The sequence below is a fragment of the Tepidibacillus fermentans genome (genome assembly GCF_004342885.1).
GTDB lineage: Bacteria > Bacillota > Bacilli > Tepidibacillales > Tepidibacillaceae > Tepidibacillus > Tepidibacillus fermentans.
On record NZ_SMAB01000011.1, the window covers coordinates 14263 to 30035 of the forward strand.

Annotated in this window: 15 protein-coding genes, 1 pseudogene and 1 riboswitch; all 16 genes and pseudogenes read right to left on the reverse strand. The window is 37.3% G+C overall.

The window, feature by feature from the left end:
* Window positions 1-51: 51 nt before the first annotated feature.
* Window positions 52-1011: an ROK family glucokinase gene (locus tag EDD72_RS07825; RefSeq protein ID WP_132769039.1), complete on the reverse strand. Its 960-nt coding sequence runs from the start codon at window positions 1009-1011 to the stop codon at window positions 52-54.
* A gap of 26 nt (window positions 1012-1037) precedes the next feature.
* The gene (locus EDD72_RS07830; protein WP_243643806.1) at window positions 1038-1547 is read right to left on the reverse strand and encodes an NUDIX hydrolase; all 510 of its coding nucleotides are present in this window, start codon (window positions 1545-1547) and stop codon (window positions 1038-1040) included.
* A 244-nt stretch (window positions 1548-1791) separates the two neighbouring features.
* On the reverse strand, window positions 1792-2721 hold the full coding sequence (gene trxB, locus EDD72_RS07835; RefSeq protein WP_132769041.1) for a thioredoxin-disulfide reductase: 930 nt from the start codon (window positions 2719-2721) through the stop codon (window positions 1792-1794).
* Window positions 2722-2909: 188 nt separating this feature from the next.
* Window positions 2910-4616, reverse strand: a complete 1707-nt coding sequence (locus EDD72_RS07840; RefSeq protein ID WP_132769043.1) for a tetratricopeptide repeat protein — start codon at window positions 4614-4616, stop codon at window positions 2910-2912.
* Window positions 4617-4750: 134 nt separating this feature from the next.
* Window positions 4751-5362, reverse strand: coding sequence for a thiamine phosphate synthase (gene thiE, locus EDD72_RS07845; RefSeq protein WP_132769045.1), 612 nt, complete (start codon window positions 5360-5362; stop codon window positions 4751-4753).
* A 6-nt stretch (window positions 5363-5368) separates the two neighbouring features.
* A complete protein-coding gene (gene thiH / locus EDD72_RS07850; RefSeq protein ID WP_132769047.1) occupies window positions 5369-6475 on the reverse strand; it encodes a 2-iminoacetate synthase ThiH in 1107 nt (368 codons plus the stop codon).
* Between the two features lies 1 nt (window position 6476).
* Window positions 6477-7253: a thiazole synthase gene (locus EDD72_RS07855; protein ID WP_132769050.1), complete on the reverse strand. Its 777-nt coding sequence runs from the start codon at window positions 7251-7253 to the stop codon at window positions 6477-6479.
* Between the two features lie 64 nt (window positions 7254-7317).
* Window positions 7318-7512 carry a sulfur carrier protein ThiS gene (thiS, locus tag EDD72_RS07860; protein WP_132769052.1) on the reverse strand — a complete coding sequence of 65 codons (195 nt, stop codon included), beginning with the start codon at window positions 7510-7512 and terminating at the stop codon, window positions 7318-7320.
* A gap of 69 nt (window positions 7513-7581) precedes the next feature.
* Window positions 7582-7691: riboswitch (TPP riboswitch) on the reverse strand.
* A gap of 209 nt (window positions 7692-7900) precedes the next feature.
* Window positions 7901-9625, reverse strand: coding sequence for a phosphoenolpyruvate--protein phosphotransferase (gene ptsP / locus EDD72_RS07865; protein ID WP_132769055.1), 1725 nt, complete (start codon window positions 9623-9625; stop codon window positions 7901-7903).
* A gap of 12 nt (window positions 9626-9637) precedes the next feature.
* Window positions 9638-9898, reverse strand: a complete 261-nt coding sequence (locus EDD72_RS07870) for an HPr family phosphocarrier protein (protein ID WP_132769057.1) — start codon at window positions 9896-9898, stop codon at window positions 9638-9640.
* A gap of 46 nt (window positions 9899-9944) precedes the next feature.
* Window positions 9945-11984 (reverse strand): glucose-specific PTS transporter subunit IIBC, encoded by a 2040-nt coding sequence (gene ptsG, locus EDD72_RS07875; protein ID WP_132769059.1) that lies wholly within the window; start codon window positions 11982-11984, stop codon window positions 9945-9947.
* Between the two features lie 158 nt (window positions 11985-12142).
* Window positions 12143-13009, reverse strand: coding sequence for a glucose PTS transporter transcription antiterminator GlcT (gene glcT / locus EDD72_RS07880; RefSeq protein ID WP_132769061.1), 867 nt, complete (start codon window positions 13007-13009; stop codon window positions 12143-12145).
* A gap of 147 nt (window positions 13010-13156) precedes the next feature.
* Window positions 13157-13405: pseudogene (locus EDD72_RS07885) on the reverse strand (PTS sugar transporter subunit IIA); the annotation flags it as partial.
* A gap of 121 nt (window positions 13406-13526) precedes the next feature.
* Entirely contained in the window at window positions 13527-14639 is a 1113-nt protein-coding gene (locus EDD72_RS07890; protein WP_132769063.1) for an RNA-guided endonuclease TnpB family protein, read from the reverse strand.
* An 11-nt stretch (window positions 14640-14650) separates the two neighbouring features.
* Window positions 14651-15049, reverse strand: coding sequence for an IS200/IS605 family transposase (gene tnpA, locus EDD72_RS07895; RefSeq protein WP_132769065.1), 399 nt, complete (start codon window positions 15047-15049; stop codon window positions 14651-14653).
* Window positions 15050-15111: 62 nt separating this feature from the next.
* Window positions 15112-15717, reverse strand: a complete 606-nt coding sequence (locus tag EDD72_RS12710; protein ID WP_132769067.1) for a GntR family transcriptional regulator — start codon at window positions 15715-15717, stop codon at window positions 15112-15114.
* Window positions 15718-15773 lie beyond the last annotated feature (56 nt).

Here is a 15773-nt window from a genome sequence, read left to right on the forward strand (position 1 = left end):
CATATAGAGAAAAAGAAGCCATAAATCATATCTATGGCTTCTTTGCATAACTTATACATGAAATAAAGCAGCTGCCCCGATCATGCCTGCAGTATTTCCTAAAGTTGCTGGTACGACTTGAACATTCTTCACAATATTTTTTAACCCATATTGATAAAATGCCTCGCGAATAGGATCAAATAAAATAACCCCAGCTTTCGAAACCCCACCGCCAATAATGATGATCTCAGGATCAAATAAGTTAGCAACTGTCGCTAAAGCCTTTCCTAATAGATGGGCCGCTTCTTCTACAATCGCAACCGCCTCTTTATCTTTTTCTTTTGCAGCATCAAACACACTTTTTGCGGTAATTTGATCTAGTTTTCCCTCAAAACGTTCTGTGAGTAAAGAATTTTTTCTGTTCTTTACCACTTCTTGTGCCATACGAATGATACCAGTGGCTGAAGAGACAGTTTCAAGACAACCAACGTTTCCACAACCACAGACGATTCCTTTATCGGATATTGGAATATGCCCTAATTCTGCAGCCATTCCACTTTTTCCATGAAGAATTTGGCCATTTACAATAATTCCTGCACCAATCCCAGTGCCAATAGTAGCCATAACGACATGTTTATACCCTTTTCCTGCACCCATCCATGTCTCGCCAAGCGCAGCGATATTTCCGTCGTTTTCAATTTGAACAAGGATCTGTAATTTCTCCTCAAGAATTTGTTTAATCGGAATATCTGTCCAGTGAAGATTGGGTGCCATTCGAACGATCCCACTTTCGATATCTAATAGGCCTGGGATACCAATACCCATCCCCTTTACGTTCTCCCATTCAAAACCGGTCTCTGATACCAATTTTTTTGAATGTTGGACAATATCTTCTATAATGGTTTGATAGCCTTCCTTTGTACGAGTTGGGATTTCAAGTTGTTCCAATAATTCTCCCTTGTCAGAAATCAAACCCATTTTAATGGTTGTTCCACCTAAATCAATGCCAATATAGATTTCTTTCTTTTCCATAACTGTTCTCCATTCTATTGCATGATTTAAACTGTCACTACTTTATGTTGATAAAGAGGATCAATATGATAAGAGATCAAATCATAATCAGGCGTGTAAATAAATTTACCTGTGATTAATTGATCCGATGAAAAAATATGTTCAAAATAAATATTATCTCCTTTTGCTTTTGGCAAAGAGAGTATTTGGTTGATATTTTTCCATTCAAGGATACCTTCTTCACAATCCTTTTTCAATGCTCCTCTGAATTTGGATGCATAATAAGTGAAAAGCATCCATTCCTCAACAAAAACTCCGTTATCTTCAATGATAATTGAAAAAATTCCACGTAGTTGAGGATCTTCGAGAACAAGATTCGTTTCTTCATAAAATTCTCTTTTCACAGATTCTTGAAGGCTTTCCTTCGGTTCAACTTTTCCACCAGGAACCACCCACCAACCTCGTCTCGGTTTTTGTAACATTAAAATTTGGTTCCCATTTTGTAGGATACAATTTGTTACTCGTTTCACAATCTTCACCTCGATGACTGACTTCATCCTACACTTTGAGACAAAGTCATTATTCCGAAATGATTCCATATAAAGAATAGCACGTTATTCTTATATTAACAATCTTTCACCCTTCCATACTCCTAACACAAAAAAATAGCATGGCCGAGATACCATGCATACATTTTTCTATATAGAAAAGGGGGTCATTTCAATGTTCAATCTTATTATACCCCCTATATATTACGCGTATGTTACAAAAATTTTAATTCTTTGTAACAATCTATTCTTTTTAATCCTCTAGACTTTCAATATAGTGTTGAGCAGCCATTGCTGCAATACTACCATCTCCAGTAGCTGTGACTACTTGTCGTAGCGTTTTTTCTCTTACATCTCCTGATGCAAAAATACCAGGAATTTTTGTTTCCATATTATCATTGGTTAGAATATATCCTGCTTCATTTGTAATACCAAGTTTTTTAAATGGTTCAGTTAATGGATCCATTCCAACATAGATAAACACACCTTGGGCTGGAAAATCTTTAACTTCCCCAGTTACTTTATTTTTGATTCGAACCCCTTCTACGCGATTTTCTCCAAGAATTTCTTCAACTGTGGTATTCCAGATATATTCAATTTTTTCGTTTTTAAATGCACGATCTTGTAAAATCTTTTGTGCCCTAAATTGGTCTCGGCGATGGATAATGGTTACCTTTGAAGCGTATTTCGTTAAGAATACAGCCTCTTCTACTGCTGAATCTCCGCCGCCTACTACCACTAATTCTTTTCCTTTGAAGAATGCCCCATCACAAACAGCGCAATAAGAAACACCACGACCAGATAATTCTTTTTCACCTGGTACACCAAGCAAACGTGGTTTTGCCCCCGTTGCTATAATCACTGCCTTTGCTTTATAGTCTCCATTTCCTGTTTTTACAATCTTATATGGAGTTCCATCCACAATCTCTTGTACGTCTCCATATGCATATTCGGTTCCAAACTTTTTCGCATGATCAAGCATTTTATTTGCAAGTTCCGGACCAAGGATACTATCAAAACCTGGGTAGTTCTCAATCTCTTCCGTATTTGCCATTTGGCCACCTGGAATACCTCTTTCAATCATCACTGTTTTTAAATTCGCACGTGAGGTGTAAACTGCAGCAGTCATTCCTGAAGGACCCGCACCGATAATGGCAACATCATATACTTTCTCTTCACTCATAAGTATCCATAACCTCCTTTATATAAAACAATGTTATTTATTCTCAAATCATAATATATATCTTACTCAATTCTGACATAATTGTCGAGTACCCCAAGGGGTATAAAATGCAGACATTAGGTTTAGTGGTCAGAAGTGGGAATGTTCCTCCTTATTTTCACCATCTGATAGAAAAAAATCAGTCCAAATTAATTGAACCGATGAATTTCATTCGATGGGTAGGTAGAGGATAAGACTTCTTGAAGCCGTTTTATATTTTTCAAAATCGTAAGATCAGATACGAGATATCGTTCTCCTAATCTTTCAATCGTCATTGGCTTCTCACGAAGATAGCTAATCATATATTCTATTGCAGCTGCCCATCCTTCTGCCTTACGAATTTGCGGTGTATCTGGTATCGTTTTGGCGAGAAAGTGATACCATAGTTCCTTTGCATGAAGAATTTCCAAAAAAGAATATCTTTCGATCATTTCTTCTTCAAGAATTTCCATTACTTTTATCCAAGATGGTTTCCAATGTTTTTTCTCAGGAGTTAGTCGGCCTTTATCGATCAATCGTAAATTCCATTTTAGTCGATAAGGTGGAATCGCATCCATATCTTCTAGAATGAAAAGCACCTTTTTCTTTAAAGAGAAAGATTGCTGATCATCGACTAATAGTTGACGGAGAATCTCCTCTGTATCCTCAGCTTCAACAAAATAAAGGATCGCAACAGCTCGTTCCTTCGTTAACTCATCTCCATATTTCAAACTTCGCAATATGACGAAGCGTAAAAAAGATTGATGAAAATATTGCACAGGGTCTTCTTCAATGGTATCCAACCAATCGGGAAATGGAACTTGATGAAGATAAGGAAGGTTGGGTAATTGTCCATTCGGTTCTTTTTCAATCCAATTTAAAAGTTCTAAATAAAACTCAGCTACTTTTGATGGACGATTGACTAACAGTTGTTTCCACCATTTCGCAGCGATCTCATAACGCTTTGTATTGAATGCAGCAATTGCACCGTAATGAAATACTAGCCAATCCCCTATACCATCCTTAATCATCTTTTTCAGATATTTAAAGGAAAATTCATCCTCCCCTAAGATTCCAAAGGTAGTGGCTAATTTATATAAACCTTCTCGATGAAATGGAACAACTTTTTTTAGTATCGTGAGATAGTTTTCATATCGCTTTTTATCTTGCAAATGATGATAATAAATCGCAAGGTTTGCTAGTGCATGAATATTAGTTTGTTCCCTTTCTAAAACCAACTCTGCTTGCTCGATCGCTTTATTTACATTCCCCATGTAAAAATAGGCAAGTGATAAATTATTGCGTGCAATGATAAAGTCAGGATTAATTTCTAAGATTCTTAGTAACAGTTTGATGGCTTCATAATATTTTCCCTCTTCAATGGCACGCTTTGCCTGACGATGCCAAATCAATAATTGCATATTATCGTTTTCTCTTTGTTCTTCAGATAGTTCTAACTCATAGGCCACATAGTCTAGCATTTCTTTCGCTTCATCTGCGTATTCCCCATTAGGATCAATTTCAAGATAGTACTTTACATAGTGGTAGGAAGACTCCAAATCATCTAGATAGGTATAATTACTAGCTAAATAAAAGTAACACTCTTTCAGATTCGGATCTAGTTTTTCAACAACATATAGTAAAAGTCGAGTGGATTCTTCAAATCTTCCCATCTCTGCTAAAATTCCAGCAATATTACAATAATGCACAGGATTACTGGAATCATATTCAACACTTTTCCAAAGGTATTTTAAGACCTTTGTGTAGTTATGTTGTTCAAGGTAATGCATAGCCCTTTCGAAGAAAAAATCCGCATCGAAAGCCATTGGAATCACGTTATTCTTTTGTTTGGCTGTCATGCGATTTTGTTTGTCCATAGTAGCCTCCAACTTTACACGATTTCCTATAAAATAGTATAACATAAACAGGACAAAGATTCTTGTATTAGGTGTATAGGTTTAGTTTGCGCCCATGCTGGGCGCACATAAAAAAGAGCGTGAACAACTAATGCTCACGCTTCGCTTTGATGATTAAATTTCTTCATTTTGTTTTTCAAATTTTTTGTCGTTTGATAAGGGTCTTCCGATGACATAATCGCCGACATGACTGCAATATGATCGATTCCTCTTATAAGTAATTGTTCAATATTGTGTAAATGAATTCCCCCTAAGGCTACAATAGGAATATGAACTTCTTGTTTTAGATTTTCAATAAAGGATATCCCCCTTGGTTTAAGCCCTTTCTTGCTATCTGTCTCAAAAACATGCCCTGCAAGAAGATAATTCGCTTTTTTCTCAACTTTTTTCGCTTCTAGCAAATGGTGAATCGAAACTCCTATGATACTAGGAAAGTCGATATTTGTTTTCATAAAGTTTTCATAACTCGTATGAAAACCGTCCGCATGCACTTCTTTTGCCACTTCTAAATGATGGTTAATCACCAACTTAACTCCATTATTCTTTGTGATTTCTCTTATTTTTAAAGCCAAGGGGAATAGTTCCTCAATAGATAGATCTTTTTCTCGCAAAATGATGACATCGACACCACCATATACCGCTTGCTCGATGACCCCTATGAAACTTTCTTTTTTTACAATTTTTCGATTCGTAATTAAATATAACATTAATCCTCATATCCTTACCCAATCTTTAAAAATCGGTTGATACCCTTTTTTGAAAATCGCTGCTCTTACTTCTTCCAGACTTCGTTTATCATCAATCTCAAATTGTCCATCCCCCGCATCTTCTATTGAATGTCCACCTACTTCTGTAGAAGAAGCTGCAGACATTCTTGTTACCCCTAAGGGAATCAAATTCTCGCGGAATCCTTGGCGTTCTCTTGTCGAAATGGTAATCCCTACACGAGGTAAGAAGATACGTAACGCTAACATAAATTGTACTAAATTTTGATCAGTTACTTCATATATATCTTCAAAAACCCCTACATGGGGACGAATTCTTGGAAAAGATACACTTATTTCTACATCAGGGTATTTATTTTGTAAGTAATTCGCATGAAGGCCTGTCATAAAGGATTCACTTCGCCATTCACCTAAACCTAATAATGCTCCTATATTGACATTGCGCATTTTGGCTATGCATCCCCGCTCAGGGGCATCAAGTCGGAAATGATAGTTACGTTTACGACCTGCAAGGTGAACTTTTCGATAAATCTCCTCGTCATATACTTCTTGGTAAATGGTAAGGCTATCTACGCCAGCTTCAATCATTTGTTGATATTCTTCTACGGTCAATGGGAAAATCTCGACTCCAATCGAATCAAAATATTTTTTCAAGATGTGAACGGCATCAATCACGTAAGAGAGTGGTGTATCTTTTTTCGATTCTCCTGTTAAAATTAAGAGATGTTTAAATCCCATACTTGCGATCGCTTTTGCTTCTTTTTCAATCTCTTCTGCTGTTAATTGTTTTCTTTTGATTTGGTTATCAATACTAAAACTACAATAAGTACATTTATTCGTACAATAGTTAGAAAGATACATGGGAGTATACAATAAAACGGTTTTCCCAAAATGTTGAAGGGATAAGGTATGAGCCTTTTGTGCCATTAATTCTAAATAGTTCTCCGCTTTTGGAGATAATAATGCAAGAAATTCAATTTCATTGATTGGACGATCCTTGTGAATGATTTTTAAAATATCTGAGTCGGTTAATTCTTCATAAAACTGGTGATAGTCAATATTCTTATACTGGGAATATACATCATAAAAGCCCATTTCATCTCACCTCTTCATATAAAAACCCTGTTAAAGGTGACGAAGGCTGAGCAAGCTGGTGTTGTTCAGCAAGTTTTGCATGGTAAGCGAGATACCCTGCTTTTACCGCTAAAGAAAAAGCCTTAGCCATTTGGACGGGATTTTCTGCTGTAGCAATGGCTGTATTAACTAACACTGCCGCTGCCCCCATTTCCATCGCTTCTGCTGCTTCTGATGGTTTTCCAATTCCCGCATCAACAATCACTGGGAGATCAATCTCATTGATTATGATTTGAACTAACTCTTTTGTTTTCAAACCACGGTTTGTTCCAATAGGAGCTCCTAAAGGCATAACTGCAGCAGCCCCTGCATCTACTAATCTTTTCGCTGCCATTAAATCGGGACTCATATAAGGAAGCACAACGAAGCCTTCTTTAGCTAAGATCTCGGTGGCTTTAATCGTTTCTGCATTGTCTGGCAAAAGATATTTATTATCCGAGATCACTTCAATTTTAATCCAGTTCCCTAATCCCATTGCTCTAGCAAGTCTTGCAATTCTCACTGCCTCTTGTGCATTTCTTGCTCCAGAAGTATTTGGTAATAAAATACAGTCCTTTGGTATATATTCTAGAATATTCTCCTCTTTTGAATCTAAGTTTACACGTCGAATTGCCATCGTGATGACTTGTGATTCCGAAGCTTGAATCACTTCTGGTAGAATTTGATGATTAGGAAATTTTCCAGTACCAATGAATAAGCGGCTTTTTAATTCGACTCCACCAATACTTAATTTACTCATTTCTAAACCCCACTCCTTTTTTCTTATTTTTTCATCGATAAGAACTTGTAGTAAAATCTTTCAATCAACCTCCACCAACAACACTAACAATTTCTACTTTATCTGTTTCTTGAAGGATTCTTATATCATATTGATCTTTAGGTATAATATCAAAATTGATTTCTACGACTACAAGTGTTTGGTTTAGTTTAAGTTCATTTAACAACTCAGCCACCGTTTTTCCTGCAAATCCTGTGATTTCTTTACCATTAACAACCAAATTCCCGCCGCCCCCCTTTGCTAAATCCTTTTAAATTAAAAAAGTGCAAATCCGTAAAGAATTTGCACATAAAAGACTGTGTAACATTCCCTACGTTGGCATTACCCAAGTCAGGTGATAAGGGTCAGAAATAACATTTCTTTCTCAGCCTATCTCTATAGGCTCCCCTTGTTACGTTTATTAAATTTTACCAATTATTTTAATTTACAATTATTATAAAGCGACACATAAAAAAAGTAAAGACGGGAAACCTGTCGGTTTGACGCACTCGTCGATCAATCACCCTCGCGTTTGAACTGTCAAATTAGAACAAATAGAAATAACGATAATAATATAATAAAATCCCCCTAGACAAGATTAATTTTGTAAAGGGGGATTTTATAATTTTCTATTTTATTTTTTCCAAGACCTCTTGCTCAACATATTGTACAATTTCTTCAGCGGTTTCCATTTGCAGAACTTTTTCCGCAACGAGTTTCATTTCAGCTGCATTTAATTTTCGGATCAAAGAACGGGCTTTAAGAACAGATGAAGCACTCATACTAAACTCATCTAATCCCATTCCTAATAAGATCGGGATCGCTGGAATAGTACCAGCCATTTCACCACACATTCCTGCCCATTTTCCCTCTTTATGAGCAGCCTGAATTACCATATTGATTAATCGCAGTACAGCAGGGTTAAAGGGTTGATATAAATAAGAGACACGCTCATTCATGCGATCGGCAGCCATGGTGTATTGAATTAAATCATTTGTTCCAATACTGAAGAAATCCACTTCTTTTGCAAGTTGATCTGCAATCACTGCTGCTGCTGGGATTTCAATCATCATCCCTACTTCCATTTCCTTATTGTAGGGAATATTTTGTTGATCTAGTTCTTGTTTGACCTCAGCTAGAATCTTGTTCGCCTCGCGTAATTCCTGTAAAGAAGCAATCATCGGATACATTAGTTTAATATTACCATAGACACTTGCACGCAAAATCGCACGAAGTTGTGTCTTAAAAATATCGGTACGATCTAAACAGAGTCGAATTGCTCGATAGCCAAGGAACGGGTTCATCTCTTTCGGCAGATCAAGATAAGGCAATTCTTTGTCTCCGCCAATATCCAGAGAACGAATAACGATTGGGTTCTCTTTTGCGAACATCTCTGCCACTTGTTTATAGGCCTCAAACTGCTCCTCTTCAGAAGGAAGGTCGGTTCTTCCCATATACAAAAACTCTGTGCGGAATAAACCAATTCCTTCTGCCCCATTGGCAACAGCAACTTTTGCATCATTTGGATTACCAATATTGGCGACGACTTCTACACGATGACCATCCTTTGTAATCGAAGGCTCTGCCTTCAACTTCGCTAGTTCAGCAAGTTCTGCTTCATAAGCTTTTTTCTTTATTGCATATTGTTCAATCATCGTTGAAGTGGGATTTTTATAAACGACTCCCTCAATGCCATCGACAATGAGATAATCTAAAGCTTCTACCCCTTCAAGAATATTCTTTAAGCCTACAACCGCAGGAATTTCCATGGAGCGAGCCATAATCGCCGAATGAGAAGTTCGACCGCCAATATTGGTGGCAAAGCCCGCAACTTTATCCCGATCTAATTGGGCTGTATCGGAGGGGGTTAGATCGTGAGCAACTAAAACAACAGGTTCATTGAAGTCTTCTAACGATTTTTCTTCTATTCCAGCAAGTCTTTTTAAAACCCGACTGCTTACGTCGCGAATATCGGCAGCCCGTTCTCTCATGTACTCATTATCCATACTTTCAAAAATGGTAATGAATTGATCTGTGATTTCCTTTAATGCGGCTTCTGCGTTAATGGATTCGGTTTGAATCTTCTCTTTTACTGCGCCAATATATTCTGGATCTTGCAAAACGAGAATATGAGCAGCAAAGATCTGCGCTTCTTTTTCTCCTAATTTTTCCTTTGCTTTTTGTTGAATCGCTTCCAACTCGCTGATGGATTGCTTTACTTTTTCTTCAAAGCGTTTCACTTCTTGTTCTATGTCATTCACTTCATATCTTTGGACATCTACTTTTTCCTCTTTAAGAAGAAAAGCAGGCCCCATAGCTATTCCAGATGAGGCAGCTATCCCTCTCCATTCCATCGCTTATCCTCCTTATTCGTGTTCAGATTCTAGGATCTCACCGATTGCTTGAAGTGCCTCATCTTCGTTTTCCCCGTTTACAACTACTTTAATTTCATCACCTTGTCGAACACCTAACGACATAATTCCCATAATACTTTTGGCATTTACCTGTTTATCTCCTTTTACGATCGTGATCTCACATGGGAAAGAGCTTGCCTTTTGTACTAATAATGTTGCAGGTCTAGCATGAAGTCCTGTTGGATTTTTTACTGTAAATACTTTTTCTACCATTTGATATTCCTCCTTGTGATTCTAAAATTTTTTAATTATGAACAGGTTATTTCTTTTCAATAATTGCAATTTCTGTGGTTCCAGCTTTTACTTCTCCTTTATTGACATGAAGGAATTGATTCTCATTTAAATTGGTGAAGACAATGGGTGTAATCGTTGATTTGGCATGGGTGCGGATATAATCCAAATCGACGTTTAATAACGGTGTCCCAACCTCTACTTCTTGTCCATCTTTCACCAATAATTCAAATCCTTTTCCTTGTAGATTAACCGTATCGATTCCTACATGGATGAGAACCTCTAAACCACTGTGAGAAACTAGACCAATCGCATGTTTAGTCGGAAAGATGGTTGTGATTTTTCCTTTTATAGGAGAAACAACTTTTCCATCTGAAGGATTGATCGCAAACCCATCCCCCATCATTTTACCAGCAAAAACTTGATCTGGCACCTCTGAAAGGTCAATGACTTCTCCATCTAATGGAGCAACGATATATTCGATACCTTCTTCAACGGTTTCTATATTGTTTGGAATGACATTGATCAAGTTCTTTTGTTCCACTGCTTCCGGTGATTGACCATTGATTATTGCTTTTATTTGTTCCTTTAAGGAGTCAGACTTTGTTCCAAAGATCGCTTGAAAGTTATTGCCCATTTCCATGACTCCTGCTGCTCCTAATTTTTTTAATTCTTCTTTATTCACTTTCGTTGGATCTTTTACCGTAACCCGTAAACGAGTAATACAAGCATCGAGTACACTTAAGTTTTCCTTCCCTCCAAAGGCTTTTAAAACTTTTGCAGCAAGACTATCTGAATGATCTGCTGTATTTTCAACTCGATTTTCCTCGTCTTCTCGGCCAGGGGTTTTTAGATCCCATTTGCGAATAGCGAAACGGAAACCAAAATAATAAATTACAGAAAATACTAAGCCCACTGGTATGACGAGCCACCATGCAGTACGGTTTGGTAAAATTCCAAAGAGGATATAGTCGATGACACCGCCAGAGAAGGTCATCCCAATTTTTACATTTAGGATATGCATAATCATAAAGGATAATCCAGCAAAGACCGCATGGATCGCAAATAAGATAGGTGCAATGAACAAGAATGTAAATTCAATCGGTTCTGTAATTCCTGTTAAAAACGATGTTAAGGCTGCAGAACCAAGAATTCCTGCAACAATCTTTTTCTTCTCAGGCCTTGCTTCGTGATACATCGCTAAGGCTGCGGCAGGAAGACCAAACATCATAAATGGGAATTTCCCTGTCATAAATGTTCCAGCTGTAAAAGGTACCCCATCTTTTAACTGAGCGAAAAAGATATGTTGATCCCCATGAATGATTTGACCTGCTTTTGAGACATAGTTCCCAAATTCATACCAAAATGGGGCATACCAAATATGATGAAGTCCAAATGGAATTAAGGATCGTTCAATCAAACCAAAGATAAACGCAGCTAACGTTTTATTTTGATCGATCATACTGTGAGAAAATACATTTAATGCATTTTGAACAGGCGGCCAAATAAAAGTCATTAAAATACCCAAGATTAATGCAGATCCTGCAGTGACAATCGGCACAAAACGTTTCCCCGCAAAAAAACCTAAAAATGGCGGGAGTTGGATGGTGTAATATTTTCGATATAAATAAGCGGCTAAAATACCTACGATGATCCCACCAAAAACCCCTGTTTGCAGCGTTGGAATACCAAGTACTGTTGCATAAGATTGACTTTTTGCAACCATTTCAGGGGTGATATGAAGAATGTCTCCCATCGTAATATTCATGATCAGAAAACCAATAATTGCGGCAAGACCAGCAACTCCTTCTCCACCAGCTAATCCAACAGCAACTCCCACAGCAAAAAGGAGTGGAAGGTTGCTAAATACGATTCCCCCTGCATCCTCCATCACCTTTGCAACTAGTTGAAAACTAGGACTTGTTAAAGCTGGAATTCTTTCTATCAACTCGGGGTTTTGCAGTGCATTCCCAAAAGCTAACAAAATTCCAGCTGCAGGTAGAATGGCAACAGGTAACATCAATGCTTTACCTACTTGTTGCAACACACTAAAGATTTTTTTTAGCATCGTTAATCCTCCTTTAATTTATAATTTCTGCTAATATCGGCAGGAAATACCAAAAAAGAAAAAGGCATGAGTAATAATTGTGATATGACTAGGATGTCATAATCACCAAAAATTTACTCATGCCTGATCGAATCAGTAACACGTAGACGCTTTCATTTTCAATTTTCATTGATATGATTCAATATTCTTTGAATATGCATAGTGAGATAAACAACTTCTGCTTTTGGTATTTCTGTCTTTAAGGTATTTTGCATGATCTTAACTAATTTCCAAGCGAGATTATAACATATAGGATACTCTTTTTGCAATAAAGAACTTAAGGGATGATTTTCTCCTAAGTGTTGGTTTTGCTCCGTTCTTTCAATGGCAAAGCGCAAGTGTGTCACTAGGCGGGCATAATCGATGGACTCCTTGTCAATCTTGATCGCTAATTCTTCTTCAATCACATGAATCAATTGATTGACAAGTGCTGAAAAACGATTCATTTTGTTAATGCTTTGATTGGTCCTAAGACTATGAAGATGAAGGGTAATAAACCCAGCCTCATCTTCTGGGATTTCCAGATTTAATTTTTGTTCTAAAATCTTCAATCCTTGTAATGCGAGAGCAAACTCTTCTGGGTAAAGGGTTCGAATCTCAAATAAAAAGGGGTTATCGATATTAATTCCCTGTTGTAAACGTTTTATCGCAAAGGAAATATGATCAATAAAAGAGACTAAAAATTGTTCTGTAAAATGAAGGTCCGAGTTCTTTTCAATATATTGAATCACATCATGAATCGCATGTATCGTTTCATCATCAGCCTCTGTAAGAACACGTAAGATGGAATCGCGGTTTGCATCAGAAGAAAGGGTAAATACTTTTTCAATCGCTTGTAATTGTTTACCAACCAAATATTCTCTTTTTTTACAATTAAAACCAATCCCTTTTCCTAAAAGCACAACTTCATTTCCTAATTCATCTTTGGCCAGTAGCGTATTATTATTTAAAATTCGCAGGATTTGATAAGTTTTTTTATCCTTCATTTGTTTTCCATCCTCTTAAACTGCCTTTTAGTAATAAAGACTGTAAAAAATTGTTTATTGTACTGCACTTTCATCGCAGTATAGAAAAATCAAGTGAACATAGCCACTTGATTTTTTAATTCTATTATTTTATTTTAAATCAATTGATTAAGCAAGATGAATTTTTAATACTTGGGTTTGCCCTTTGCTTACATTCTCTTGCGCCAGTCTTTCCATCTGTCCTACTTTCTCTCCGTTTGTGATCACCAATGGAGTAATGGTACTTTTGGCCTTTTCCTTGATGAGATTAAGGTCAAAACTAATCAAAGCATCACCAGCTTTAACTTTGTCCCCTTCTTTCACATGTGCAGTGAAACCTTCTCCTTCCATTTGTACCGTTTCTAAACCGATGTGGAGTGAACTACCCACCACTTAAAACCTTGCGGTTTTTGAAGTAGGGGCTTCTCGACTTATCGTTGCTTTTAGTAGCCAACGAAAACTGACCGAGCTATCCCTCTTGTTCCAAGAGTTCTTTTTGCTATGCTAACGCTAATAAGCGTAATCCTTCAAGTTTGATATTGATAGAAGCATTCCAGTCTCTATCTGCTACAAAACCACAATCACAGTGGAATATGCGCTCAGCAAGAGATAGAGACTCCTTTACTTGACCGCAACATGAACAAGTTTTGGATGATGGAAACCACTTATCTATTTTGATAATTCTTTTCCCTTGCTCCTCTAACTTGTATTGGAGAAATGTCGTGAACATGCCCCATGCATTATCAGCAACGCTTTTGCCGAAATTGAGGGCTTGCGACATTCCCTTCATGTTGAGGTCTTCGATAACCACGCAATCATACAATTTTGCTAATTTGTACGATTCCTTATGTAGAAAGTCTTTTCGTTGGTTCGCAATTCTTTCATGTAGCTTCGCCACTTTTAGTCGCTGTTTGTGCCAACGATTAGAGTCTTTCTTTTTGCGTGATAGAATACGCTGTTCCTTCGCTAATTTTTCCAAGGCTTGATGATAGAAACGAGGGTAATTGGCTGTCTTACCTTCTTCGCTATCAACAAATAAGCCATTCATGGAAAAATCCAAACCAACAACAGCTTGTACTTCTTTTTGTATAGGTTGATGTTCGTATTCGGTGAGAATAGAAACATAGTATTTTCCCGTTTTTGTTCGAGAAACCGTACAAGATTTGATAATATGATCTGATGGAATTTCTCGATGTTGCTTCATCTTTACAAGTTTCAGTTTTGGTAATTTGATATAACCATCCAAAAGCATAATGTTTCCGTTGACCACATTGGTTGTATAGGATTGTCTTGCCTTACGGCTTTTGAACTTCGGAAATTCTGCACGACCAGAAAAGAAGTTTTGGTATGCCTTCTGCAAGTTCAGTTGAGCATTTGCCAATGCAAGGCTATCGACTTCTTTGAGCCATGCAAACTTCTTTTTATACTTGGCAGGAGTCGGGAATTTTTGCTTTTTCAAGGCTTCTTTATCGTCCTTGAATTGTTCATATGTTTCCTTTCGTTCAGCCAACATTTTGTTGTAGACGAAACGAACGCAACCGAAGGTTTTCGCAAGAAGTTGCTCTTGTTCTTTCGTTGGATACAGACGAAATTTATATGCTTTGTTTGCCATATCGAATCACCTCACTTCATCCCTTGATCTTCTATATACTGCTTTATCACTTCGATGGGCGCACCGCCCGTTGTAAGTAAGCAAAAGCTTCTTGACCAAAAATACTCTTTCCACAGTTTTCTTTTCACTTGTGGAAAATGCTTTTTGATCAATCGAGAACTTGCACTTTTATAGGCATTGATGAACTTTGATAGTTCACTATTCGGATGCGCTTTGAACAAAATATGCACATGGTCAATATCGTGATTCCATTCGACCAAGGAAATATTGTAATTTTCGCCCAATCGAACAAACATATCTTTTGCATAGTCAGATATGGTATCATCAATCACTTGTCTGCGATATTTTACGACCAGAACAAGATGATAATACAATAGGAATACCGAATGATTATTATTATCTAATTTCATTTGTATAACAGCCTTTTATTTATCTAAGACTGATTATATCATAGTACAAAAAAGAGACAACTTTAGGCTACGCCTAACCGAAATTCATCTCCCACTTTCACTGGTTTTGTTGCACCTTCACGTTTAGAAGTGGGAGACTTCTTTCGATGGGAGGTTAAAATTTCTAATCCACCTTTACTACGAATTCCCACTGCATGTTTCGTATGGAAAAGTTGAATAATCTCCCCATCAATGGGTGCAACTACTTCTCCTTCAGTTGGTTCAAAGGCAATGCCATGAATAGGTACACGATAGATATGATATGCTTCTTCACCAATTGGTAAATTCGTTTTCTTATGGAGGGATTGATCAATGATGATCTCCTCAAATTTAGGAACATACGTCTGAAAAGGCTGATCATTACCTTCACTTGCTTCCTTGAAACTAATAAGACCCCCGAAGGAGAATGTAATTGGGTGTTTATCTAAGACAAAAACGCCCTTCCCGTGCAAACTGTGAACAAAACCTTCTTCTGCAAGCAACTCTAGTGCTCTACGAATAGTCCCTCGGCTGACCCTATATTTTTGACAAAATTCGTGTTCAGAAGATAGTTTTTCACCTGGACGATAGGTTCCGGCTAGTATTGCATTTTTAATCTCTTCGTAGATTTCGAGGTATCTCCTGTGCATAAAACCCCTCCATGGTCTTCCTATCTCTTTTATACCATAATACCCGATTTTATACA